Origin of the sequence: Streptomyces sp. V4I2 (assembly GCF_030817655.1) — a bacterium.
GTDB lineage: Bacteria > Actinomycetota > Actinomycetes > Streptomycetales > Streptomycetaceae > Streptomyces > Streptomyces plumbiresistens.
The window spans coordinates 8,299,909-8,324,184 of the sequence record NZ_JAUSZM010000003.1 but is presented as its reverse complement, the minus strand read 5'-3'; the positions used below and the strand labels follow the sequence as shown (position 1 = coordinate 8,324,184).

Below are 24,276 nucleotides of genomic sequence, written 5' to 3'. Positions count from 1 at the left end.
CATGTTGCCGCAGTTCCCGAGGGGTGGGCGGGACAGCCCGGGAGAGGGACGAGGCAGGTATGACGAGGAAGAGCGAGGACGCGGGGCGGAGCACGATCCGGGACGTGGCCTCCCGGGCGGGGGTGTCCGCGTCGACCGTGTCGCGGGTGCTCGGCGGGGTCTATCCGGTGAGTTCGGCGACGCGGACGCGGGTGATGCGGGCGGTCCGTGAACTGGACTATGTCGCCGACGCGCGCGCCAAGGCGGTGGCGGGTGTCGGCACGCCCACGCTGGCGTTCGTCCTCGAGGACATCACCGGACCGTCGTTCGCGCTGATGGCGCACGGCGTGGAGCGCGAGGCGACCCGGCTCGGGCACCTGTGCCTGGTGTGCAGCACGGAGGGCGACGTCCGGCACGAGCTGGAGTTCGTCGAGATGATGCGCGCCCAGCGGGCCGCCGCCGTGATCCTGGTGGGCGGCGCCGCCGACACCGCCGAGTACCGCGAGCGCACCCGCCGGATGGCCGACTCGCTGGCGTCGGCGGGCTCCAGGCTGGTGCTGTGCGGCCGTCCGACGCTGGGTCCCGGGGCACCGGTGACCGTCATCGAGTACGACAACGAGGGCGGCGCCTACGCCCTCGTCGCCCACGTCCTGGCCCAGGGCCACCGGCGGGTGCTCTTCCTCGGCGGCAAGGCGGACCACACCACCGCGCAGGGCCGGGAGCGCGGCTATCTGGCCGCCCATCGCGCCCGCGGCCTGGAACCGGAGCCGGAGCTGCTGCTGCACGGCGACTTCACCCGCGACTCCGGCCACCGTCTGATGCGCGGGGCGCTGAAGGACGGGCTGGACTTCACGGCCGTGGTCGCCGCCACCGACATGGTCGCCGCCGGCGCGCTGACCGCGCTGCACGAGGCGGGCCTGGAGGTACCGCGCGATGTTTCGCTGGCCGGCTACGACGACATCCCCTTCGCCCGCGACCTGCACCCCGCGCTGACGACGGTCCACGTCCCCTACGAGGAACTGGGCCGTCTCGCCGTGCGCACGGCACTGGGCCGCACCGCCGAAGCCCCGGACGAGCATCTGCTCCTGGGCACCCATGTGGTGGTGCGGGACTCGGTGGCGGCAACCGGTTCCTGAGCCCGATGCCCGAAGCGACGGCCGCCGGTCCGGGGGCCGGCCGCCCGGGCCCGGAGCCCGCTCGTCAGGGGCGGCGCACCGACCCCGGCAGCCGCAACCGCCGTACCACCGACCGCAGTTCCGCACTCCGCGCGACCGTGTTGCGCGCCGCCGCCATCCGCACGGGGAAGCCGTCCTCGACTGAGTCGTCGAGTGCCTGCGCGGCCACCCCGGCCCGCTCGCTCGCCCCGGCCCGCGCGGTCGCGTCCGCCGTCCACACGGCGAACTCCCGGTCGCGCGGTCCGTACGCCGTGCGCGGCTCCCCGTCGCCGAAGATCCGCACCGGGTGCGAGGCGTCCCAGCCCTGCCAGCCCGGATCGCCCTCGGTCGCGAACCGCACCCACGCCCCGTGCATCGCGTCGGCCAGTTCCCGCGGAGTGCCCCAGCCGGCGAGCTTGGCGGAGTCGGGGACCTCGCCGGTGTCGAAGACGAAGCCGAGTTCGAGGGCGTGGCAGGCGCCGAGGCCGGGGAGGTTGGACGGCCAGGCGAACTCGTAGACGTACGCCGAGCCGGGGCGGGCCTCGGCGAGGCGGTGCAGGGGGAGGCGGAGCAGGTGGTCGGTGACCATCTGGCCGACGATCTCGGCGGTGCCGGCCTCGGGGTGCAGGGCGCGGTAGCCGCGGGGCACCTCGTGGCCGCAGTGGCAGCGGGCCATCGCGCCGGCCAGGGCGACCGCGCCGAGCCGGTCGACGCGCTCCACGAGTCCGCCGGGCACCAGCCACAGCCGGTACTCGTCGCTGGTCCAGCCCATCATCAGGTCGACGCCCGCCGCCACGTCGCCCTCGACGAGTGCCTCCAGCGGGTCCCGGGGCACGAGCTCGCCGTCGACGACGATCCCGAAGGCGGGGCCGCCGAGCACCGGGCTGCTGAGTCTGCCCACCTCGGCCTGGGTGCGCAGCAGCAGCTCACGGTCGACCTCGGCGAAGGCGGCCGCGGTGGCGGGGATCTTCAGCCGGGTCGCCATCCGGCGCACCATCCGCCGTACCTTGTCGCGGTCGCTCGCCTCGGGCGGCCCGCTCTGCAGGACCGCGCGCCGGAACAGGCCCTGGGCCTGCGGGGCGGCCAGCAGGGCGCCGGTGCTGATCGCCCCGGCGGACTGGCCGGCCAGGGTGACCCGGTCGGGGTCGCCGCCGAAGGCCGCGATCGACTCACGCACCCATTGGAGTGCGGCGAGCTGGTCGCGCAGGCCGGCGTTGGCGGGGACGTCCGGGAACAGGCCGTATCCCTCGACGCCGAGCCGGTAGTTGACCGAGACGAAGACGACGCCGTCGCGGGCGAAGGTGCGCCCGTCGTACACGGGCACGGCCGACGAGCCCCGGGTGAGGGCCCCGCCGTGCAGCCACACGATGACCGGGAGCCGGGCACCAGGGCCCGGCTCCGGCGTCCAGACGTTCAGATTGAGGCAGTCGTCGCCGGGCACGGCCGGGTCGGACAGGTACTGCGCGAAGGCTTCGGAGTACGGCGGTTTCGGCGCCGTCGGCCCGAAGGCGCCCGCGTCGCGCACGCCGTCCCACGGCTCGGGCGGCACGGGCGGCCCGAACCGGCGCGGTCCGAAGGGCGGGGCCGCGTAGGGGATGCCCCGGAACACCGCGACGCCGTGCTCGTACCGGCCCCGTACGGCCCCGTACGGGGTCCTGACCACGGGGTCCCGGCTTGTCCGGTCCGCCTCGTCCACCTGGTCCGCTGCCGTCATGCGCCCACCGGCCTCCCGCACCGCGTCCGTGCACCGCGCTCGTGCACCATGAACATCAGAGCACCACATGGTGGCCCGGTATTCCGGTGCACGAGCCCGGCTTTGCGGCTATTTGGCGTACATCAGCGTGCCGAAGCCGAGCTGGTCGTAGCCGCCGCTGGTGGAGCCGTAGTCACCTCCCCCGCCCTCGGGGGCGACCGAGAAGCACATCTGGGAGATGTACTTGTCGTCCAGGGAGACGCGCCGGTTGTAGTGGTAGTGGAGCATGGCCCACACCGGGCGCACCTGGCCGCGGGAGGCCGAGGAGATCACCGTCTGCGACTGCTGGGCGCAGCTCTGCCCGGTGCCCCAGGTGTAGGTGGTGAAGGGCACGTCCATGCCCAGGTTGTACTTGGCGACGTACTGGGCGCCCTTCATGAAGCGGCGGCCGTCGTACGAGTAGAGGTCCTCGCCCTGGTTCCAGGCCATCTCGCAGATGGCGCCCATCTGGCCCATGCCCATGACCGTGTGCCCCTGGTCGCGGCCGGACTCCTGCCACTGGCCCAGCGCGTAGCCGTCCGCGTCGGTATACAGGTACGGCACGGCGTGGGCGATGGAGCCGTTGCCCGCGCCGGACTTGAAGTACGTGACGGCCTGGTCGAACTTGGCGCCGTCGTTGTTGAGGATCCCGATGGCCAGGACGGAGGCCATGTTGCACAGGTCCCAGTTGGCCCAGTAGTTGGTGATGCAGGCGTCGTTGTGGCCGGTCAGGAACTGGTTGTTGAGCGGGTAGAAGACCTTGACCATCATCTGCTGGAAGCGGGCGAGGTCGAACGCGGGGTAGTCACGCATGAGTTCCGCCGCGTTGGCGAACTGCCAGCCGTAGAGACCGGCGGCGAGGAACCGGTCGGCGTTGCCGGTGACCGTCGTCAGTGTGGACGACCACGCGTTGAGGATCCTGGCGGCGCACTGCGCGTTCGCCTCCGTGCCGCCGACGCGCCAGCGCAGCGCGTTCTGGTAGGCGGCGGCGATGTCGTTGAAGAGGAGGCCGTAGTTCTCGCCGGTGCCTCCGCGGATGATCGTCGCCGTGGCCCTGGGGGTCCAGGTCGACTGCGAGTGGGAGTTGGCGGTCAGCCTGTTCCAGCCGGACAGCCAGGGGTCGTCGCCCGCGGCGACCCTGACCTTGGCCCGGTTGATGTCGCCGGCGTTGTGCAGCATGCCGGGGTGGGTGAACGCGGCGGGCGCCGCGTCCGCCGTGGTGGCGGCGAACGTGGAGCCCAGCGCGAGTGCGGCGGTGAGACCGCCGGCGGTCCGGAACAGACCGCGGCGGCTCAACTCGGTTTCCTGGAGGTGCCCGTGGGGGGATGTGCGGCTCGTGCGGCTCATTGCTGTGCATCTCCGATCTGTGGGGAGATCTAGAGGGGCGTGATGCTCACCCCTTCGAACTGCGCGGTGCCGAGGGCCAGGGGGTCGCGGGAGCAGACCACGAGGCCCACGTAGTAGGGGGCGTCGCCGAAGCCGGGGACCTCGCCGGAGGCGAGGGCGGTCCAGGTGGCGCCGTCGTCGGTGGAGACGTAGGCGGTGAAGGCGGTCCCGGTCCGCTTCAGCCGCAGGTGGGAGGGGAGGGCGACCGTGCCGTTGCCCGTGAAGGTCGAGCGTCCGGCCACGGTCGTGCGCAGCATGAGCTGTGCCGTGGTCCCGCCGGTGACGATCGCCCCGGCCGCCTGGTCGAACGGCGACAGCGACTTGGCCATCAGCAGGCCCACCCGGTCGGCGGTGGCCCCGGTACGGGAGACCAGCCGGGCGGTGACCTCACAGTCGCCGGTGACGGGCCGCCGTACGAACTGCCCTGTCATTCCCTGGTTGTTGACGGTGAGGTCGGTTCCGGCGCCCCGCACCACGAAGGTCCCGTCCGCGTGCGAGGTGCTGCCGGGCGTACGGATCGCGACCACGCCGAGCGTCCCGAAGGCGCGGTCGTCGAGGACCACGTCGCCGAGGTCGCCGTAGGTCCAGGGGGCGGGCGGGGGTGTGCCGACGGTGAGGGCGAGGATGCCGGTGCCGTCTCCGGCCGCGTTGCCGACGGTCGTCGTGATCGTGAACTCGCCGGTCTCGGTGGGGGTTCCGGAGATGAGGCCGGTGCGCTTGTCGATGCGGAGTCCGTCGGGCAGGCCGTCGGCGGTGAAGCGTACGGGCTCGTGCGAGCCACGCAGCAGGTGCCGGAAGGCGACGCCCTTGTTGGCGAACGCGGCGGTGGCGGAGGTGGGTCGGGGTACGGCGGGTGTCGGCATCTGCGCGGCGGCGGACTCCGACAGCGGGCCGCGTCCGGCGGTGTTGGTCTTCGCGACGGCGTAGTGGTACGTCGTCCCGGGCGTCCCGGTCGCGTCCGCGTACCGGATGCGGGTGCCGGATCCGACCGCGCCGATGCCGGTCGCGACGGTCACATACGGGCCGTCGGCGTCGGTGGCGCGGAGCACCTTGTAGCGGGCGGAGAGGTCGGGGTCGGTCCAGGCCAGCCGGACGGCATCGGCGCCCGCGGTGGCCCGCAGGTCGCCGGCCGCGCGGGCCGGTCGGGGCACCGACCACACCTCGCCCGACGCGGAGGTGACGCTCACGTTGTCGAAGGCTCCGGTGCCGGTCTCGGCGTACTCCTCGTCGACGCCGAGGCAGGAGCTGAGGACGAGTCCGGCGTATACGATATTCGGCATACCGTCGACCTCGGTACGACCGACTTCTGTCCACCGTATGCCGTCCGGCGAGATCGCCCCGGTGCACCACCGGCCCTTGCGGGTCACCCGCACCCAGTAGGGCGCGCGCAGCCGGTAGCCGTCGCCCGCGCCTTCCACGTACGGCGCCTCCAGCGGGGTCGCCGACTCGGGCAGGGCGCCCAGGCTGGAGATCGGGAAGGCCGCGGCCGTGGTGATCGCCTGTTGCTGAGAAGGCGGCACGGGCGTACTGCCGGTGCCGGAGACCTCGGCCCCGGTGGACGGCCGCACCGAGAACACCCCGCTCCAGGTGTGCAGCGGCAGCCCCTGGATGAGCATGGCCGCGTGCGCCGCGTCCGCGTCCAGGGAGGCCCGGACGGTGACGCCGATCTTGGAGTACTGCGAGCTGAGCGGCCACACGATCCGCGCGGTCACCGTGCCGTCGCCACGCAGCGGCAGATGGACGAAGCGGTAGGTGTCGGCGGTGCCGGACGCCTCCAGGACGAACCGCTCGCCGTCGAAGGCGGCGGCGCCGGGGATCTTCACGGCCCCGACGTCGCGGGTCGCCCAGGGTTCGGGGAGACCCGCGGACGCGGAGGCGGGACTCGAATCCCCGCTGCTGCCAAGGGAGTTGGTAGCCGTGACGGTGTAGTGGTACGTCCGTCCCGCGCGCACTGCGCCGTCCGTGCAGGTCGGCTTGTCGACGCCGGTGGCGATCTCCTCGTACGGGCCCTCGGGGCCGGTGGCCCGGCGGACGGTGTACGTGCTCGCCCACGCGGACGGCAGCCAGCTCACGGTGACGGACGTACCGTCGCCGGTGGCCGTGACGCCCGCCGGTGCCGTGGGCACGGCGGGTGCGGGGGCCTTGGTGCCGGCGTAGGCGAAGGTGCCCCAGCTGGGCAGGTCGTCGTTGCTGCCCTCGACGAAGCGGGCGCCGCCGGTGCCGCGGAAGACGGCCGCCTTGGTGTACGGGGTGTCGAGGCCGCGGACGCCGGCGTAGTGGGCGTAGGCCATCTCGTAGACCGGGGGCAGGTTGCCGCGGCCGACCGCCGAGACGGTCTTCTTGACGTACTTGCCGGTGCGGTCGAGGTCCGGGACGAAGGGGACGTCGCCGCCGAGGTTGTAGCGGGCGGCGTACTCGAAGTTGGCGAGGATGCGGTGGCCGTCGTGGCCCCACAGGTCGACGCCCTGGTTCCAGGCGACCTGGGCGAGGTCGCCGGTCAGGCCGACCGCGAGCTGTTCGTGGCCCTGGTCGCGGCCGCTCTCCTGGCCCTGGCCGGCGTCGGTGACGATGCGGTGCGGGATGCTGCCGTTGCCCGCGCCGGCGGCGGCGAAGCGCAGGGCGTCCTCGAAGAGGGTGGGCTCCTCGCAGAACACGCCGATGGCCAGGATGGACTGAAGGGCCGTCAGATCCCAGTTGCCGTTGGCGTAGAGCATGTAGCCGGACACGGCCGGATACCAGACGCCGAGGAAGGACTCCTCGCAGCGGGTGATGTCCTCGTCCGCCCATCCGTCGTAGCCGGTGTGGCGGAGGAGTTCGGCGGCGTTGACGAACTTGAACGCCTGGAGTCCGGCGCCGAGCGGCCCGTCGGCGCCGGTGACCATCGTGAGCGAGGCCGACCAGGCGTTGAGGAGGTCGCGGGCCTTGTCGGCGTGGGCGCGGTTGCCGGTGGCGCACCACATCAGGGCGTTCTGGTAGGCGGCGGCCGAGTCGGCGACGGCCTGGTTCTGGAAGTTGGTGGGGCCGCGGCCCCAGGAGGTGATCTGGCCGGTGTTCTGGATCGGGTACGTCGCCTGCGAGCGGGCGTGGGCGGCCAAGGCGAGGTAGCCGTCGTAGACCGGGGATTCCTTGGCGGCGACGGCGGCCTTCATACGCGATATGTCGTCGACTGTATGCAGTAGGCCGGGATGTGTGAACTGTGTGCGACGGGTCTGGTGGCCGGCCGCCCGGGCGGTGCCGGGTGCGAGCAGTCCGCTCGCGCCCGCCACCAGCAACAGGGCCGCCGTGCCGCCGAGGAAGTTCCGGCGACTCGGAGCAGATGTGATCATGACGCGGCGGCCGCCTCGGCCTCGGCGGTGGTGAGGAACTTCAGGTTCGTCACGTGCTCGTTGACGAACATGGGCACGCCGTCCGAGGCCAGATACCACTTCGGCTTGCCCGTGCTGTCGGCGATCACCTTGCCGTTGACGAGGAGGTTCTCGAAGGTGACGTCCTTGATCGCGTGTTCGGCGTCGAGGCCGGCGATGATCGAGAGGTCGGCGTTGTTGCCGTTGTAGCTGAGGTCCTTGATGTAGACGGACTCGATGCTCCGGCCTGCCGACGTGTTGTACTTCGGGTTGTACTCGACCCGCATGTGGATGAGCTGGCCCCAGCGGAAGTCCTCCACGCGGATGTTGTCGAACCTGACGTTCCGGACGACGTTGCTGTCGCCGACCATGAAGGCGATGGCGCCCTGGTAGGTCACCTGCGGCTCGCGGTGGTCGAGGATGTCGATGTTCTCGTAGCGCAGGTTCTCCAGCATCTCGGGGGTGTCGGAGTTGCCGTGCACGCCGATGTTGATCGGGTGGGCGACGTCGGCCCAGAGGGAGCAGTTCTTGACGGTGATGTTGCGGGTGTCGCCGTAGAAGTCCCAGCGGTGGGTGTAGAGGGCGACACAGTCGTCGGAGGTGCGCAGGAAGCAGCCGTCGATCGTGACGTTCTCGGAGCAGTAGAGCTGGATGCCGTCGCCCCAGCCCTGGTGGCTGAAGGCGCGCAGGTTCTTGATGGTGAGGTTCTTGGACTCGGCGACTCTGATGTTCTCGTACCGGGGGTTGAGGATCGTGACGCCGTCGATCGTGACGTTCTCGCACTTGCGGACGAAGACCGCGCCGCCGGTCGTGTCGTAGACCACGCCGCGGCCGATCAGCCGGGAGTTCTCCACGCCCTCGAAGATCACACTGGAGGTGAGGACGGCGCCCGGGGCCAGGTAGACGGTGGTGCCGCTGGGCACCTTCAGGGTCCGGTCGGGGTGGGTGTGCAGACCGGGCCCGAAGTACATGACCTTCTTGTCGCCCTCGGTGGGCACGTCCTGCTCGATCGGGTTCGCGAACAGGTGCAGGCAGTCGAAGATCTTGTCGTCGATCTGGACGACGAGGTTGCGGGGCCGGTCCAGGGTGAAGCGCGCGGTGCTGCCGAGCACCTCGGGCTTGATGCCGTACGAGTCCGGGCGGATGCGGACCTTCTCGCCGCCGCCCGGGTTGTACGTGACCTCGACCTCGACGGTGCCGGAGAAGTCGAAGGCGGCCCAGGAGGAGCTCTGGGCCCTGTTGCTGCCGGTGTTCGCGTCGATCAGTGCGAGCTTGGCCAGGTAGACGCCGAGCTTCTGCCAGGTACCGCCGAGCGGCCGGACCTTGACGGTGAAGGAGTTGTTGACAGGCACCTTCGGAAGCGTCGGGTGGATGACCACGCTGTCGCCGGCGGTGCCGTCCTCCTCCGCCGCGGCGGCCTGTGCGGTTCCCGCGATGCTGCCCGCCAGGCCGGCGGCAGCGATGACACCGGCGGCCTGGAGGGTGGTCCGGCGTGACAGGGGCGCGTTCATGCGTAACTCCTTGCACAAGGTTCGGTAAGAGGGATTACTTCAGTCCGGTCGTGGACATCCCGGCCACGAAACCGCGCTGGGCGATCAGGAAGATCAGCAGGATCGGGACGACGTACATCACGGAGGCCGCGGCCTGGAGGTTGGCGACCGGGGTGCCGGCCGAGGTGACGTACGTCGACATGACGGCGACGGCGAGCGTCGACTTGTCGGTCGACAGCAGGAGTTGGGGCGCGATGTAGTCCCCCCAGCTCCAGGTGAAGGCGATCACGAAGCTCGCGGACAGCACGGGCCAGGACTGCGGCAGGAAGATCCGCCAGAAGATCGTGGCGTAGCCGCAGCCGTCGACGATCGCGGCCTCCTCCAGCTCGCGCGGCAGGCCGGCGAAGAACTGGCGGAAGAGGAAGACGAGATACGGGGCGGCGGCCAGGCCCCACAGCACCCACGGCCAGTAGGTGTCGACCATGCCGAGCTTGGCGAAGATCAGGTAGGTCGGCAGCAGGGTGATGAGCTGGGGCAGCATCATCGAGCAGAGCAGGATGCCGAACAGCGGCTTCTTGCCGGGCGCGTCCAGGCGGGCGAATCCGAAGCCGACCCAGGCCGAGCTGAGGGTGACCAGGGTGGCGTAGATGGTCGCGATGATCAGGGAGTTGCGGGCGTAGCCGAGGAAGTCGATCAGGTTGAAGGCGTCGGCGAAGTTGTGCCACTGGAAGTCGGTGGGCAGCCAGTGCACGGGGGACGCGGCCAGTTCGGCCGGGGTCTTGAGCCCGGTGAGGATCAGCCAGCCGACCGGGCCGAGGAACAGGCCGGTGAGGGAGACGAGAACGGTGTAGAGGACAAGGCGGTTGACGCGTATCCGCACCCGGGGGGCCGAGTTGGGGCGCAGGCTGGTGGCTGTCACTTCTTCGCCTCCGGGTCGACGTTGTAGAACACCACGCCGGACGTGAACTTGAAGATGAGTCCGGTCACGATGAGGATCAGCACGAAGAGCACCCACAGCAGTGCGGAGGCGTAGCCGTAGCGGCCGAGCGCGAAGTACTGCCCGAACACGTGCATCATGTAGAGGTAGTTGGACTGCGGCAGCGCGGGTGACGCCCGCGGTCGTGCCGTCCGGGGTCAGCAGCAGCGGCATGATGGTCTGCACCGAGGCGATCACGCCGGTCACCGTCTGGAAGAGCAGCACCGGCGAGAGCAGCGGCACGGTGATGCTGCGGAAGGTCCGCCAGGCGCTCGCGCCGTCGATGCGGGCCGCCTCGTGGAGTTCGCGGGGCACGTCCTGGAGCCCGGCCAGCGAGATGATCATGATGTTTCCGGCGGCCCACAGCACGCTCATCAGGAGCACGTAGCGGGCGTAGGGGTCGGCGAGCCAGCCGAGGGCGTCGAAGCCGAACAGGGTCAGGGCGCCGTTGGCGGCACCGGAGTTCTGGTCGAAGAGCGCCTTGAAGGCGAGGCCCACGCCCACCGGCGGCACCACGGCCGGGAGATAGAGCAGGGTGCGGAACAGCCCGCGTGCCTTGATCGGCCGGTTGACCAGAACGGCGAGCCCGAGTCCGGCGATGATCGACAGCGGTACCGAGGTCAGCGCGAACAGGCCGGTGCGGCCCAGGGAGTCCCAGGTCGTGGAGTCGGCGAGCAGCTCGGTGTAGTTGCCGAACCCGACGTAGCGCCAGTTGGGCGAGATGCCGTCGAAGGTGGTGAAACTCAGCCACAGCGCGTACGCCATCGGCACGATGGTCAGCAGCAGGAACCCGATGATCCAGGGCGAGGTGAACATGTAGAACGCCCGGTGCCTGCGCGCGGTCATGGAGGTCCGCGGCCGGTCCGAAGCCGGCGCCCGGCCGGCGCCCGTGGCCGGGCCGGGCGGCCGCTCCGCGACGGAGGAGATCTGGTCGACCGTCATCCCACCTGCTCCTTACCGCGCTTGAGCTGCTCGTTCATGACCGAGTTGAGGCGTCCGGCCAGGGTGTCGACCGACATCTGTCCGTTCATCGCGGCGGGGGCGTGCTGGTTGAAGAGGGCGTAGAGCGAGTCCGCCGTGGCGTACGGCGTGAAGGCGATCACCGAGAAGTGCTTCAGCTCGGCGTTCTGCACCACCAACTCCCGTTTCTGATAGGTCTCCTGAGCAGGCATCAGCGGCCGCAGTGACTTCAGGGTGGGGATGCCCCAGCCGCCGGACGCGCGCGCCTTGGCGGGTGCCTCGCCGAAGAACCACTCGAAGACCCGCCAGGCGGCCTCCTTGTTCCGCCCCTTGCTCGGCATCCAGAAACCGGTGCCGGCCTGACAGGGGCTGACCCGCTGGCCGCCCTGGAAGACGGGCGCGGGGGCGAGGCGGGAGACCGGTGCCAGCTTCTTGTCGGCGTTGATCAGACCGCCGAGCCAGTAGCCGCTGCCCGACATGGCCATGCGGTTCGCCTGGTAGGTGGGCCCGTCCCAGGCGTTGGGGTCGGGCTGGATGATGCTCGGCCCGACCTTCGTCCGGCCGTAGTCGATGTACCAGCCCAGCGCCTTGCGGGCCTCGGGGGTGGTGAAGTCGATCCGGGAGAAGTCGTCGCTGAAGAGGCTTCCGCCGGCGGCCGCCGTCAGGCTCGCCAGGAGGTTGGTGGTGTTCACGCCGTTGTAGCTGCCGCCGAAGACGGTCGTCTGGCCGTTCTTGCGCTGCGTGAGCCGCTTGGCGGTTTCCAGCCACTCCTCGAAGGTGACCGGCTCCAGCTCCGGCGGGTGGCCGACGCCCGCCTTGTCGAAGAGCGCGGTGTTGTACCAGAACATGGAGTCCTGGGAGAAGTCCTTCGCCATGCCGTAGCGCGGCCCCTTGCCCTGGGTGCGGCCGTCGAAGCGCCACAGGTCGTTGACCGGGTCCAGGTCGTCGAGCCTGAGCACCGTGCTCCTGGCGAAGTACGGGTCCAGGTCCTCCATCACCTCCCGCGCGGCGAAGTACGGCGCGTCCGTGGCACCGACACCGCGCACCAGGTCGGGCGGGTTGCCGTTGGTCATCATCCCGATCAGCTTGGTGAGGTCGTACCGCACCGTGACGATCTTGAGGCCGAGGTCCTTCTGGGCCTGTTGGACCAGTTCAGGGGAGATGTCGTCGGGCTTCGCCATCACCGTGACGGTCTCGCCCGGGCCGCTCACCCCGGTGGACACCTGCAGGGCGCAGCCGTTGAGCGCCGCGGCTCCGGTCGCGGCTCCGGCCGCCGAGAGGGCGAGAAATCGGCGGCGGCTCAGGGGGGCACCGGCATGTGGGCGCATGAACGCACCACCTCCTGCTCTGTTCCGTTCGGGATATCGACCAAAGATCGGCTCGTCGATCGCGGCAGCCGGTTCGTCGACCCATTCGGGCGACCGGTTCGGACAACCGATTCAGCAATCGACTCAACAGCCCGATCGGCAACCGTCTGGGCAACCGGTTGTCTTGCGTTGGGGCAGAGCTTCTTCCTGTCCGGAAACGACGTCAAGAGTCTTGGCGAATTTTCGAAAAGACTGTGTAACCTCGACGTCATGGGCCGACCGGCCGAGCCAGGCCGGTGGAACGCGGCCTGATCTGCGCAGGAAACGGGAGCGGGACGGCGGTTCCGGAGGCCCGATGTCGGGAACCGGTTGCCCAGCCTCTAGCCCCAGCCCGACAGCCCGATCTCCACCCGGAGCCCCGCGCACGCTCCCGGGGACCCGCGGCACGCGATGGCAAGCCGCGGTAAGCGATTTCACGACATCCGGCACTCCGAACCATCGGCCAAACCCGACCGACGCCCGACCAACGTCGTCTTCACCACTCCATCCTGCCGATTGACCGCCTGTCATCGCCAGATCTACGGTAGAAGACGCTTTCTGAAAATGTTTCCATCCAGTGTGTCAGGAGAGACATGCCCAGCCCGCAGCCACCCAGGGCCGTGTTCGCCATGGATCCGGTACACCTCCCCCTGCTCTTCCCCCCGCCGCTCATGGCCCGGCTGACGCAGGCCGCCGACCTCGACCCCGCCCTCGTCGTACGGGACTTCACCGATCCGACCGCGGCGGACGCCCTGGCCCGGGCCGAGTTCCTGATCACCGGCTGGGGCTGCCCCGCCCTCGACGCCGACGTCCTCGCCGCGGCACCCCGGCTGCGCGCGGTCCTGCACGCCGCGGGCTCGGTCCGTTCGCTGGTCGGCGAGGAACTGTGGAAGCGCGGGATCGCCGTCTCCAGCGCGGTGACCGCCAACGCCCTGCCGGTCGCGGAGTACACCCTCGCGATGATCCTGCTCGCGGGGAAGGACACCTTCACCCACCGCGAGCGCTTCCGCGCCGGCCACACCTACCCGACCCCCACCGACACCGCGCACACCGGCAACGTCGGCCGCCGCATCGGCGTCATCGGCGCGTCCCGGGTGGGCCGCCGACTGCTCGAACTGCTCCGTCCGTTCGACTTCTCGGTGCTGCTGCACGACCCGTACGTCAGCGCCGCCGAGGCCGCCGCCCTGGGCGCCGAGCTGCTGCCGCTGGACGACCTGCTCAGACACAGCGACATCGTGTCCCTGCACGCCCCCGACATCCCCGAGACCTACCGCATGCTCGACGCCGGCAGACTCGCCCTGATCAAGGACGGCGGCGTCCTCATCAACACCTCCCGCGGCGCCCTGATCGACCACGACGCGCTCACCGACGAGCTGGTCTCCGGCCGACTGCACGCGATCCTCGACGTCACCGAGCCCGAGCCGCTGCCCGCGGGCTCCCCGCTCTACCGGCTGCCCAACGTCTTCCTCACCCCGCACATCGCGGGATCGCTCGGCAACGAACTGGAACGGCTCGGGCAGATCGTCGTGGAGGAGCTGGAACGGCTGGTGGCGGGGGTTCCGCTGACTCATGAGGTACGACACTCGGACTTGGCGCGAGTTGCGTAGTCATGGGTGACGGTCGGTCCCCCTATCCGGCAGCCGGGCCGCTGCGTTCGACGGCTCGGTCGCCTACGGGGCGTCCAAGCCGGTGCCGGGAGCCCGACCCTGCTCAGCCCTTCGAGTCTCCACGCTCCCTCGCGGCCGGCGCCCGGGACAGGGGGTGGTGGGCGTTGGTGGGCCCTTGCCGTGCGCGGCCTCATCGGCTCAGCGCATCCGGCGAAGATCGGTTCTCCTTGTCCGGCGGGGACCGGTTCCCCTCGTCCGCAGGGATCGGCTCCCCTCACCCGGCGGAAACCGTCGGCGGAAACCATGGGATACGGTTTCCGCACCGGTGCTGAGCCGGCCCCCCAAACCTCCGCTGGAAACCCCGACCCTCCGCTGGAAAGCCCGGGCCACGGTCGTCCGGCGCAGCAGTCGCAACGATGAAGGAGCCGCAACGGTGAGTCAGCGCAAGGCGGCCGGTGACGCCGGACGGGCCACCATCCGCGACGTGGCGGAGCGGGCAGGGGTCTCCGTGGCGAGCGTGTCGCGGGTCCTGTCGGGCAACTACCCGGTCTCGGAGGAGTTGCGCCGCCGGGTGATGAAGGTGGTCGGCGACCTGGACTACGTCACCAACGCGCACGCCCGCTCCCTCGCCGGGGGCGGTACGCCGACGGTCGCGATCCTCATCAACAACATCACCGGCGCCGCGTTCGCCCACGTGGCGAAGGGCGTCGAGGGCGCGGCCACGCTGCGCGGCTGGCTGTCCCTGGTGGGGACCACCGGCGACGATCCCGAGCGGGAGCTCGCGCTGGTGAATCTCATGCGCCAGCAGGGCGTGGCTGCCGTGGTGTTGCTCGGCGGCGCCTACGACTACGACGAGTACCAGCTGCGCATGGCCCGCTTCGCCCGCTCCCTGGACGCGGCCGGCTCCCACCTGGTTCTGGTGGGCAGGCCGCCCCTGGAGGGCGACGTACCGGCCACGACGGTCGACTACGACAACGAGGGCGGCGCCTACGCCATGGCCAGCCATCTGCTCTCGGCCGGCCACCGCAAGGTCCTGGTGCTGCCGGGCCACGCCGAACTCACCACCGCCCAGGGCCGGTTGAAAGGCGCACGGCGGGCCTTCGAGGCGTACGGCGTGCCCTTCGACCCGGACATGGTGCGGCACGGGCCGTACGACTACGAGCACGGGTACGAGGCCGTCGAGGACAGTCTGCGCGACGGGCTCGACTTCACCGCGGTGCTGGCCGGGACCGACGTGGTCGCCGCGGGCGCGATGCAGGCGCTGCGTGCGGGCGGGCTCAGGGTGCCCGAGGACGTCTCGATCGTCGGCTACGACGACATCCCGCTGGCGTCCCAGCTCACCCCGCAGCTCACCACCGTGCACGTGCCGTACGAGGAGATGGGCCGGGTCGCGCTGCGCGCGGTCGCCGACCGGCGGGAGGGCGGCGGGGGCCGCCGCAAGGGCAGCGACGGCGACCATCTCGTGCTGGGCACCCATGTCGTCGTACGGAACTCGGTGCAGCCGCCTGCCCGGCGCAGCTGACGCAGGCAGCGAGCACCGCAAGCAGATCGTTTCGTAAACGTTTTCTAGAAGTTTTTGACGGAGTCCCCGGTCCGCCGGGGACACCTGTCGAGGTCCGCCAGAATTCCCTCGCCGCGCTGCTGACCTGCGTAAATGTGGTCCTGCTCAGCCACGGCAGGTGTGCACCCGCACATAACCCCACGGACAAACCGGCGTAACAAATTGGCGCGCACCTCTTGCTATGAGCGGGATCGTCGTCCTACCGTCCCAGCAACCGCTTACTACAGCTTCCGCTTGGCCGACCCCCCGCAACCGCGAGCCGATGGTTTCCGGCCGCCGTTCCCGGCCCACATCGAGGCGCCGTTCTCTCCCCTCTGAGTCGCCCTACTTTTCGAAGGAACACGGTCAGATGAACTTCACCAGCCCCCGGAGAAGGTTCGCCCGCGCAGCCGTGGCGGGACTCGCGTTGTCAGGTCTGCTCTCCGCGTGCGGCGGATCGGACTCCGGCGACGACGCCAAGTCGTCCGGCCCGGTCACCCTCCCCTTCTGGGGCTGGGCGAACGGCCAGGAGGCCGTCGTGAAGGCGTTCAACGCCTCGCACAAGGACGTCCAGCTCAAGTACACCAAGGTCACCGACCAGCTGACCATGCAGAAGCAGCTGACCAACGCGGTCAAGGCCGGCAACGCGCCCTGCCTGCTGCAGAACACCGGCGAGTACGTCACGAGCTGGGTGTCGCAGGGCGCCCTCGCCGACATCACCAAGTACGTCGAGGCCGACAAGGACAAGTTCAACCCCGGCTCATGGGCCGTCGGCCAGGTCCAGGGCAAGGTCTACGGCATCCCCACCAGCTCGGCGCCGGCCTTCACCATCTACCGCACCGACGTCTTCGATAAGTACGGCCTGAAGGCGCCAGCGACCTGGGACGACTTCATCGCCGCCGGCAAGGAACTGAAGAAGCACGACATCAAGATCACCAACTACGCCGGTGAGGACCCGAGCACCCTGGAGGTGCTCGCCATGCAGGCCGGGGCGCACTGGTACGCGATCGACGGCGGCTCCTGGAAGGTGGACTTCCAGGACGCGGGCACCCTGAAGGCCGCCAAGGTGATCCAGGAGATCATCGACAACGACCTCAACTCCAAGCTCTCCTTCGCCGACTACGCGGCCGTACAGCGCAACTACGACAACGCCGGCACCGTAACGCGGCAGATCTCCACCTGGCAGATGTCCGGCATGGTGCAGAACTTCACCAAGTCCTTCGGCAAGTGGGCGCTGGCCCCCTGGCCGGCGTTCACCGGCGAGGCGCCCAAGACTCCTGCCGGGACCAACCAGAGTGGCGGGCTGACGCTGGTGACCGAGCAGTGCAAGAACAAGGAACAGGCCGCTCAGGCTGCCCTGTGGATGTCCACCGACGCCGGTGCGGTCAAGACCATGGCGAGCCCGGAGACCGGCAGCGGCGTGATGCCCGCGGTGGCCGACAGCAGCTCGTACGTCCCGGAGGCGATCCCCGAGAAGCTGCTGGGCAAGAACTACGGGCCGGCCCAGAAGGTCGTGACGGACAGCATGGGCACCATCACCGACGACTGGACCTTCGGCCCGAACTGGACCGCGATGTTCACGGAGATGCAGGACGAGTGGGCCGCGGTCGTCGGCAAGAAGCAGAAGGTCACCGATCTGCTCGCGCACATGCAGGAGTGGACGGTCAACGACCTGAAGCAGCGCGGCATCAGCGTCAAGGGCTGAGGCACACTTCATGATTCGCTCGCAGCGCTGGAAGGGTGCCGCCTTCACGGTGCCCTTCCAGCTCGGCTTCGTCTTCCTCTACCTGCTTCCGATCGGCTACGCGATCCACCAGTCGCTGTACCTGGAGAAGCAGTCCGGACTCGGTCTCGGCGGCTCGACCACGGAGTTCGTCGGGCTGGAGAACTACCAGCAGGGCCTGACCGACTCGGCGTTCATGACCTCCATCCTGAGGGTGGTGCTGTTCGCCTGTGTCCAGATCCCGTTCATGCTGTTCGTGAGCCTGATGCTGGCGCTCTGCCTGGACGCGGTCACTTCGCGGGTGGCCGGCCGGTTCCGGATCCTGCTGCTGGTTCCCTACATGATCCCCGGCGTGGTCGCGGCCATCGTGTGGATCAACCTGTACAGCCCGGCGGTGGGTCCCCTGACACCTCTCGGCGAGCTGTTCGGGTTCGACTGGAACTTCTTCGCCCCCTCGATGGTGTGGCCGGCCATCGGCAACCTGCTGACCTGGCACGGCATCGGCTACAACATGGTGATCATCTACTCGGCACTCCAGGGCGTGCCCCGCGAACTGTTCGAAGCCGCGCGGCTGGACGGCGCCTCTGAGCTGCGGATCGCGCGGAGCATCAAGATTCCGTTCGTGCGCGGCGCGCTCGTCCTGACCGCGCTGCTGTCGATCATCCAGATGCTGCAGATCTTCAACGAGCCCGCGCTGTTCCGGAACGTGACTCCGCAGACGATCAGCGACAGCTTCGCCCCGATCATGATCATCTACAACCAGGCGTTCAACGCCGGCAACTACAACTACGCCGCGGCCCTGTCCGTGCTGCTCGCCCTGTTCCTCGGCGTCGCGTCCTTCCTCTTCTACCGGCTGACCTCGAGGGAGGCGGACTGATGGCCCTGACGGAAAACCGTACGGAGAACAGCACCGAGCGGCCGCGCGGGCGCACCGTGCGGCGGCTCACCCGCCCGGACCCGGCGGCGCGCTCCCGGGGCGGCCAGCGCTTCCTCCTCGTCGGTCTGGCCCTGGCCAGCGCATACAGCCTGTTCCCGGTGTACTGGCTGATCATCGCCGCGACCAAGGACCGGGTGGGGCTCTACCAGAGCAACGGTTTGTGGTTCTCCGACATGCACCTGTGGGAGAACCTGCGCCAGGTGTTCACCTACGACGACGGCATCTTCCTGCGCTGGACCGCCAACTCGTTCCTGTACGCGGGTGTCGGCTCCCTCGGCGGCACCCTCATCGCCCTCGCCACCGGCTACGGCCTGGCCCGCTTCGACTTTCCGGGCCGCGGTGCCGTGTTCGCGTGCGTCGTGGGTTCGTTCCTGATCCCGATCGCCCTGCTCACCCTGCCGCTGTACCTGCTGTTCTCGGAGATCGGCATGGTCGACACGCCCTGGGCGATGCTGATCCCCTGCCTCATCAACCCGTTCAGCGTGTACCTCGCCAAGGTGTACACCGAGGCCACGATTCCCTTCGAGCTGCTCGAGGCGGCCCGCATCGACGGCGCCGGTGAGCTGCGGATCTTCTTCAGCATCGTGCTGCGGATGATGACGACCGGCGGCGCGACGGTGTTCCTGCTGGCCTTCGTGAACACCTGGAACGCCTTCTTCCTGCCGCTCACCGTCCTGCGCGGCGAGGAGAACTGGACCCTCAACCTGGGCCTGTACAACTGGTCCGGCAAGCGTCAGGAGTCCGGCGTCGACCTGACGAGTCTCGTCCTGACGGGTGCGCTGCTCTCCATCGTGCCGATGGCGATCATGATGATCGCGATGCGGCGGTACTGGCGGAGCGGCGTGACGATGGGAGCCCTCAAGTGACCTTGCCGCCGCTGGGCACCTCGAGTGACCGTGCCGCAGAGAGCCCCGAAGCGACCAGGACGACGGGATCCCTGACGTGACCCGGCTGCGCAATCCCGTCATCCGTGGCTTCGCCCCGGACCCCTCCCTGGTCCGCGTGGACGACTGGTACTACGTGGCGACGAGTTCCTTCGAGTGGTTCCCGACGATCCCGATCCACCGCTCGCGGGACCTGGCGGACTGGGAGTACGCGGGCCATGTCCGGGGCGCGGCTCCCGGCGACTCACTGGCCGGGGTACCCGACTCGGGCGGCATCTGGGCCCCCTCGCTGAGCTGGGACGGGGACCGCTTCTGGATGGTCTACTCGATCGTCCGCTCGGTCGGCACGCCGTACTTCGACACGGACACCTACGTCACGACGGCCACGGACGTGGACGGCACGTGGTCCTCACCGCGTCGCATCGCCAGCCACGGCTTCGACCCCGCGCTCTTCCACGAGGGCGGCCGGGTGTGGCTGCTGAACCTGCAGAACGACCATCGGCCGAGCGGCAGGCGCTTCGCCGGGATCGTGCTGACCGAGCTGGACCGGGAGACGCTGAGCCCGATCGGCGACACCCACCTGCTGCTCCAGCACGAACGACTGGTGGAGGGGCCGAAGGTGGTGCGGCGCGACGGCTGGTACTACCTGGTCCTGGCGGAGGGCGGCACGGGCTTCGAGCACGGGGTCCTGGTGGCGCGCAGCCGTGAGCTGACCGGGCCGTACGTACTCGACGACCGCCCGCTGCTGACGTCCCGGGACGATCCGTCGCTGCCGCTGCAGAAGGCCGGGCATGGTGAGCTGGTCCGGACTCCGGGCGGCGACTGGGTGCTGAGTCACCTGGCGGCCCGTCCGCTGCCGACACCGGACGGACCACGCTGCACGCTGGGCCGCGAGACGGCGATCCAGGCGGTGACGTGGGACACGGAGGGCTGGCCCAGGATGCGACACGGGGGTGCGCATCCTGCGGTCGAGGTCGACATACCGACAGAGCCGCGGCCACTGGGCCGACGCGCGGACTCCGCCGACCCGTTGGGCTGGCCGTGGAGCACCCTGCGCGCCGCCCCCGACCCCTCCTGGGCGGACGCCACCAGTCACCCCGGCCGGATCCGGCTGCGCGGCCGGCACGGGCCCGAGTCGTGGTGGGCGCACAGTCTGCTGGCCCAGCGGATCACCGAGCACCGCGCCGAGGCCGAGGTCACCGTCGAGGCACGGCCCCGGACCTTCACACAGGCCGCCGGGCTGGTGCTCTGGTACAACACCGAGGCGTATCTCGCCCTCGACCTGACCTGGGCGGAGCCCGAGGGCGAGGAGCAGTGCGGCCAGCAGTGGCGGGGCGGCGGGCGTACGGTGCTCAGCCTGGTGGAACGGGACGAGGCGGGCACGCGCCAGGTGGCGGTCGTGGACGTCGACGCTGACCGGGCGCTCACGCTCGGTGTGACGACCGATGGCGCCGAGGCGCGGTTCTGGTACGTCCGGGACGGTGTGCGCACGCCGGTCGGGTCGCCGCTCGACTTCGGCAGGCTCTCCGACGACCACGGATCGAAGCTGCGCTTCACCGGGGCGATGGCCGGAATCCATGCCGTGGACCTCGTCGACGCGGGGTTCACGGCCGACTTCACGGGATTCCGCCTCGACTGCCGCTAACCGTGTTCGAAGTTTCGAAAGTCCGGCCCGGCGCAGACCTGCGAACCCCGGCCTCTTCCCGAGGTCCTGCGGCGAACCTAGGGTAGATAGAGAGCGCTTACTATCCAGGGGTCTTCCGACCCTCGGAAGCAGCGCTGTCGAAACTTTTCATGGCCCTCGGGCGGGCCGGAGAGGTGGTTCCCGATGGTCCGTACGGAGACTGCGAGCGTGACGGCCGGGCCGACCCTGGCGGTCGTGGCCCGCGAGGCGGGGGTGTCCGTACCCACCGCCTCCAAGGTCGTCAACGGCCGGGAGGACGTCGCCCCCGAGACCCGCCGCCGGGTCACGGAGGCGCTGGACCGGCTCGGTTACGTCCGCAGACCCCGCTTCGACGTGGGGAAGGCGTCGGGGCTGGTCGACCTGGTCGTGCACTCGCTGGAGAGCTCCTGGTCGGGTGCGGTGCTGCACGGAGTGGAGGCGGCGGCGCACGACGCGGGTCTCGAAGTGGTGGTGTCGGCCGGCCTGACCAGGACCCGCGCCGGCCGCCCGGAACGCGGCTGGCTAGACAAGCTCATCGCCCGCGGCTCCTCGGGCGTGCTGTTCAACCTGGCCGAGCTCACCGACTCCCAGTACGCCTGGCTGGACCAGCACCGCATTCCGTACGTGATGATCGACCCCGTCCTCGACCCGCCGCCCGGCGTGGTGTCGGTGGGCGCGGCGAACTGGCACGGCGGAGTGACGGCGACCGAGCACCTGCTCGCCCTGGGCCACGAGCGCATCGCCGTCATCGCCGGTCACCAGCGCAAGATGTGCAGCAGCGCACGCGTCGCCGGCTACCGCTCGGCGCTCGCTTCGGCGGGCGTACGGCAGCGTCCCGAGTACGTCCGGCACGCCGGCTTCGACGAGAGCATCGCCCGCAGCCGCATGCGCGAACTCCTCGACCTGCCCGAGCCGCCCACGGCCGTCTTCGTCTGCTCGGACCGGATGGCCCTAGGCGTCTACGAGGCGCTGGGCGAACGGGGATTGACCGCGCCGGACGACATGAGCGTCGTAGGCTTCGACGACCTCCCCGAAGCCCGCTGGCTCACCCCGGCCCTCACCACGGTCCGCCAGCCGCTGTCGGAGATGGCGGCGACGGCGCTGCGGCTGCTGGTGCGGATGATGGACGGGGACCGGCCGGAGAGTACGCGGACGGAACTGTCGACGCGGCTGGTGGAGCGGGCGAGTACGGCGGGGCCGCGGGTCTAGGTGCTTCGGCAGAGTCCGCGCCGGCCTCACCCGGCGGCACACTCACGTACGTACGCCGTTCCGGACGCCTGCATGGGCCACCGACCGCCGGATTCGCTCACTTCTGCTCATATACGGAGGGAGGGAACTGGCCGGGTCGGCCGGGCGTCGAAGGATGCGGCGGGGTGGGGGGCCGTTGCTCGGGGGCGGAGCGGCGGCGAGTGCTGGGGGGACGACCATGACACGCTGGCGGCCGCTGCCGGATGTGCTGCCGAGGGAGGCACGGCACCTGGTCGAGCAACTCCGTGATCTCAAGGACCGTACGGGTCTGAGCCTCGCGGAACTGGCGCGGCGGACCGCGTACAGCAAATCGTCCTGGCAGCGGTATCTCAGCGGGACCAAACAGCCGCCGAGGGGCGCGGTCCAGGCGCTGTGCCGGGTCGCGGGAGCGGACCAGGCGCGGCTGCTGGCGCTGTGGGAGCTGGCCCACTCGACCTGGCCGCACGGAGCGGCGGCGCCTGTTGCGGGGATGCCTTTTGCCGGAGCGCGTGGTGCCGCGGTGCCGACCGGGTCGCCCGAGGCCGCACCGCTGCCGCCCGGCACCGAGTACCGGCGCTGGCGGACGGCGGCGCTGGTCGCGTTCGCCGTCATCGTGCTGCTGGCGGCGGGGCTGCTGTGGGCACTGCCGGAGGGGGGCGGATGACCCCACGGCCACCCGTCCCCCTCCGGATCAGTACTGTGACTGTGCCCGGTGCTGTCAGCCGACCTTGTCGTAGTACGCGATCTTCCAGGAGCCGGTGCCCCTGAGCTTCACCCGGTACTTGCCGCTGACCCGCTTGAAGGTGACGGTCCGGGCGCTGCCCCAGTACTGGACGGTGCCGCCCGCGTAGGGGCCGTTGAGCCGGTTCTGGGCGGACAGCCAGCAGTCGTCGGTGACGACGCCGTCGTTCTCCGGGATGCCGTAGTGGTTCTGCCACCACTGGGTGGCCGACTCGGTCTCCGGGCCGAACGAGCCGTCGATCTTGTTCTTCTTGAAGGGGTGCCAGTCACCGTCCTCGTCCTCGTACATGGCACCGTCCGCCCACAGGACGGTCTCCCACAGGGCCGTGGCGTTGCTCTGTGCGTAGTCGTCGACGCCGAGGTTCTCCTCGTCCTGCCAGTCGTCGTAGACGTAGCTGTTGCCGTCGATGCCGTGGTAGTCCGCGGCGTTCGCCGCCGGCGCCATGGCCGTTACGGCACCCCCGGCGACCAGCAAAACGGCCGACGCCATGGCGACAGCCCGATTGCGCTTGCTCATGCGGTCTTCCTTTCCGAACCGCCGACCCCCGTGGTTCCCCCCTGGGGCGGCTCGCCTCACTTGGCACGACACAGCGTCACGGTCGGACGGCGGCACGGCGAGGCCTGACGGCATACGTGGACCGGCACGGGACGATCCACGCTCCGTACGGCGACGTCCCCGCCGAGGACGGGCCGTTGGGGGACCAGGTGGGACGGGGTGGGACGCGGCGGGCCCGTTCGGAGCTCTCTTCGCTCAGCCCGCGTCCTTCTCCAGCCGTGCCGCCCACTTGATGCCGCCCAGCAGATGGGTACGGAAGTCCGGATCCTCGTATGCCTCGGAGGCGTGCCCGAGGGCCGTGTAGAAGACCCGCCCCTCCCCCTGCTCCCGGCACCACACCAGCGGATGGTCGGCCCCCATGCCGCCTCCGTCGTACGACGACTCGTCAGCGCGGGCCAACACCCGTACCGCACCACGCGGGTTGGCCCGGAAGTCGTACCACTCGTCGGTGAACTCCCAGACGCTGGGCATGTGCCGGGTCGCCGGATGGGCACGGTCCTCCACGACGACCCTGCCCGGCTGGAACTCCGGGTGCCGGTCGAAGCGGGCACCGAGGAGTTCGCCGTAGTACGGCCACTCGTACTCCGTACAGGCCGCCGCATGCACCCCGACAAACCCACCGCCCGCCTCGACGTACCCGGCCAGCCGCTCGCGTCCGGCAGGGGTGAGGATCTCGCCGCTGGTGGAGAGGAAAACGACGGCGGCGTACGAGTCCAGGGGCCGTTCGAGGACCGAGGGGTCCTCGGTGTGCTCGACGTCGAACTCCCCGAGGGTGCGGAGGGCGGCCACGGCGTACGGGATGGAGTCGTGGCGGTAGGCGGTGGTGCGGGTGTGGACGAGGAGTCGGGGGGCCATGACGTCCGACCTTACGCACTTCACCGGGCCTGTCACCCCCATGTGCGAAGCTCGGGAGGTCACTGCGGAAGATCGTCAACCGGGGCGGGACAGCAGGTCGTTTCACGCCGGCGCGGCACGAGAAGCTGGTCGGTGGGCGGGACGCGCCCGACAAGCCAGATGTGCTGCTCTCCCCG

At 70.1% G+C, this 24,276-nt stretch carries 17 protein-coding genes and 1 pseudogene; 9 read left to right on the top strand and 9 right to left on the bottom strand.

Annotation, left to right across the window (positions count from 1 at the left end; translation table 11 throughout):
- Positions 1-59: 59 nt before the first annotated feature.
- Complete coding sequence (locus tag QFZ76_RS39060; RefSeq protein WP_307678091.1) at positions 60-1,115, top strand: LacI family DNA-binding transcriptional regulator; 1,056 nt, start codon at positions 60-62, stop codon at positions 1,113-1,115.
- Positions 1,116-1,179: 64 nt separating this feature from the next.
- On the opposite strand, the gene QFZ76_RS39055 is transcribed toward QFZ76_RS39060, so the two are convergent.
- The 7 genes and pseudogenes from QFZ76_RS39055 to QFZ76_RS39025 form a co-directional block, all read right to left on the bottom strand.
- Positions 1,180-2,847, bottom strand: a complete 1,668-nt coding sequence (locus tag QFZ76_RS39055) for a carboxylesterase/lipase family protein (RefSeq protein WP_307678090.1) — start codon at positions 2,845-2,847, stop codon at positions 1,180-1,182.
- 108 nt (positions 2,848-2,955) lie between these two features.
- Entirely contained in the window at positions 2,956-4,212 is a 1,257-nt protein-coding gene (locus QFZ76_RS39050) for an alginate lyase family protein (RefSeq protein WP_307678089.1), read from the bottom strand.
- A gap of 29 nt (positions 4,213-4,241) precedes the next feature.
- Entirely contained in the window at positions 4,242-7,577 is a 3,336-nt protein-coding gene (locus tag QFZ76_RS39045) for an alginate lyase family protein (RefSeq protein WP_307678088.1), read from the bottom strand.
- Positions 7,574-9,106 carry a glycosyl hydrolase family 28 protein gene (locus QFZ76_RS39040; RefSeq protein ID WP_307678087.1) on the bottom strand — a complete coding sequence of 511 codons (1,533 nt, stop codon included), beginning with the start codon at positions 9,104-9,106 and terminating at the stop codon, positions 7,574-7,576. Before QFZ76_RS39040 ends, QFZ76_RS39045 begins: the two co-directional genes overlap by 4 nt.
- Before the next feature lie 34 nt (positions 9,107-9,140).
- Complete coding sequence (locus tag QFZ76_RS39035) at positions 9,141-10,004, bottom strand: carbohydrate ABC transporter permease (RefSeq protein WP_307678086.1); 864 nt, start codon at positions 10,002-10,004, stop codon at positions 9,141-9,143.
- A pseudogene (locus QFZ76_RS39030) lies at positions 10,001-11,003 on the bottom strand (carbohydrate ABC transporter permease). Before QFZ76_RS39030 ends, QFZ76_RS39035 begins: the two are co-directional and overlap by 4 nt.
- Positions 11,000-12,349, bottom strand: coding sequence for an extracellular solute-binding protein (locus QFZ76_RS39025; protein ID WP_307678085.1), 1,350 nt, complete (start codon positions 12,347-12,349; stop codon positions 11,000-11,002). Before QFZ76_RS39025 ends, QFZ76_RS39030 begins: the two are co-directional and overlap by 4 nt.
- Before the next feature lie 611 nt (positions 12,350-12,960).
- Between QFZ76_RS39025 and QFZ76_RS39020 the strand changes: the two genes are divergently transcribed.
- The 8 genes from QFZ76_RS39020 to QFZ76_RS38985 all read left to right on the top strand — a co-directional run bounded on the left by QFZ76_RS39020 (position 12,961) and on the right by QFZ76_RS38985 (position 22,612).
- On the top strand, positions 12,961-13,974 hold the full coding sequence (locus QFZ76_RS39020; protein ID WP_307678084.1) for a hydroxyacid dehydrogenase: 1,014 nt from the start codon (positions 12,961-12,963) through the stop codon (positions 13,972-13,974).
- 433 nt (positions 13,975-14,407) lie between these two features.
- A complete protein-coding gene (locus QFZ76_RS39015) occupies positions 14,408-15,496 on the top strand; it encodes a LacI family DNA-binding transcriptional regulator (RefSeq protein WP_307678083.1) in 1,089 nt (362 codons plus the stop codon).
- 388 nt (positions 15,497-15,884) lie between these two features.
- Positions 15,885-17,219 (top strand): ABC transporter substrate-binding protein, encoded by a 1,335-nt coding sequence (locus QFZ76_RS39010; RefSeq protein WP_307678082.1) that lies wholly within the window; start codon positions 15,885-15,887, stop codon positions 17,217-17,219.
- Positions 17,220-17,229: 10 nt separating this feature from the next.
- Positions 17,230-18,114, top strand: coding sequence for a carbohydrate ABC transporter permease (locus QFZ76_RS39005; RefSeq protein ID WP_266449548.1), 885 nt, complete (start codon positions 17,230-17,232; stop codon positions 18,112-18,114).
- A complete protein-coding gene (locus QFZ76_RS39000; protein WP_266449545.1) occupies positions 18,114-19,040 on the top strand; it encodes a carbohydrate ABC transporter permease in 927 nt (308 codons plus the stop codon). Before QFZ76_RS39005 ends, QFZ76_RS39000 begins: the two co-directional genes overlap by 1 nt.
- A gap of 76 nt (positions 19,041-19,116) precedes the next feature.
- Positions 19,117-20,703: a family 43 glycosylhydrolase gene (locus tag QFZ76_RS38995; protein ID WP_307678081.1), complete on the top strand. Its 1,587-nt coding sequence runs from the start codon at positions 19,117-19,119 to the stop codon at positions 20,701-20,703.
- 183 nt (positions 20,704-20,886) lie between these two features.
- Positions 20,887-21,930: a LacI family DNA-binding transcriptional regulator gene (locus QFZ76_RS38990; RefSeq protein WP_307678080.1), complete on the top strand. Its 1,044-nt coding sequence runs from the start codon at positions 20,887-20,889 to the stop codon at positions 21,928-21,930.
- Positions 21,931-22,147: 217 nt separating this feature from the next.
- Entirely contained in the window at positions 22,148-22,612 is a 465-nt protein-coding gene (locus QFZ76_RS38985) for a helix-turn-helix transcriptional regulator (protein ID WP_307678079.1), read from the top strand.
- A gap of 54 nt (positions 22,613-22,666) precedes the next feature.
- Here the strand turns inward: QFZ76_RS38985 and QFZ76_RS38980 are convergent, their stop codons facing one another.
- Positions 22,667-23,206: a peptidoglycan-binding protein gene (locus QFZ76_RS38980; RefSeq protein ID WP_307678078.1), complete on the bottom strand. Its 540-nt coding sequence runs from the start codon at positions 23,204-23,206 to the stop codon at positions 22,667-22,669.
- 234 nt (positions 23,207-23,440) lie between these two features.
- Positions 23,441-24,100: a ThuA domain-containing protein gene (locus tag QFZ76_RS38975; protein WP_307678077.1), complete on the bottom strand. Its 660-nt coding sequence runs from the start codon at positions 24,098-24,100 to the stop codon at positions 23,441-23,443.
- Between the last annotated feature and the right edge of the window lie 176 nt (positions 24,101-24,276).

Coding starts and splice junctions, on each gene's coding strand:
- QFZ76_RS38990 (WP_307678080.1), top strand. CDS start 20,887: ATGGTCCGTACGGAGACTGCGAGCGTGACGGCCGGGCCGACCCTGGCG.
- QFZ76_RS39010 (WP_307678082.1), top strand. CDS start 15,885: ATGAACTTCACCAGCCCCCGGAGAAGGTTCGCCCGCGCAGCCGTGGCG.
- QFZ76_RS39040 (WP_307678087.1), bottom strand. CDS start 9,106: ATGAACGCGCCCCTGTCACGCCGGACCACCCTCCAGGCCGCCGGTGTC.
- QFZ76_RS39025 (WP_307678085.1), bottom strand. CDS start 12,349: ATGCGCCCACATGCCGGTGCCCCCCTGAGCCGCCGCCGATTTCTCGCC.
- QFZ76_RS39020 (WP_307678084.1), top strand. CDS start 12,961: ATGCCCAGCCCGCAGCCACCCAGGGCCGTGTTCGCCATGGATCCGGTA.
- QFZ76_RS38985 (WP_307678079.1), top strand. CDS start 22,148: ATGACACGCTGGCGGCCGCTGCCGGATGTGCTGCCGAGGGAGGCACGG.
- QFZ76_RS39045 (WP_307678088.1), bottom strand. CDS start 7,577: ATGATCACATCTGCTCCGAGTCGCCGGAACTTCCTCGGCGGCACGGCG.
- QFZ76_RS39005 (WP_266449548.1), top strand. CDS start 17,230: ATGATTCGCTCGCAGCGCTGGAAGGGTGCCGCCTTCACGGTGCCCTTC.
- QFZ76_RS39050 (WP_307678089.1), bottom strand. CDS start 4,212: ATGAGCCGCACGAGCCGCACATCCCCCCACGGGCACCTCCAGGAAACC.
- QFZ76_RS39000 (WP_266449545.1), top strand. CDS start 18,114: ATGGCCCTGACGGAAAACCGTACGGAGAACAGCACCGAGCGGCCGCGC.
- QFZ76_RS38980 (WP_307678078.1), bottom strand. CDS start 23,206: ATGAGCAAGCGCAATCGGGCTGTCGCCATGGCGTCGGCCGTTTTGCTG.
- QFZ76_RS38975 (WP_307678077.1), bottom strand. CDS start 24,100: ATGGCCCCCCGACTCCTCGTCCACACCCGCACCACCGCCTACCGCCAC.
- QFZ76_RS39060 (WP_307678091.1), top strand. CDS start 60: ATGACGAGGAAGAGCGAGGACGCGGGGCGGAGCACGATCCGGGACGTG.
- QFZ76_RS39055 (WP_307678090.1), bottom strand. CDS start 2,847: ATGACGGCAGCGGACCAGGTGGACGAGGCGGACCGGACAAGCCGGGAC.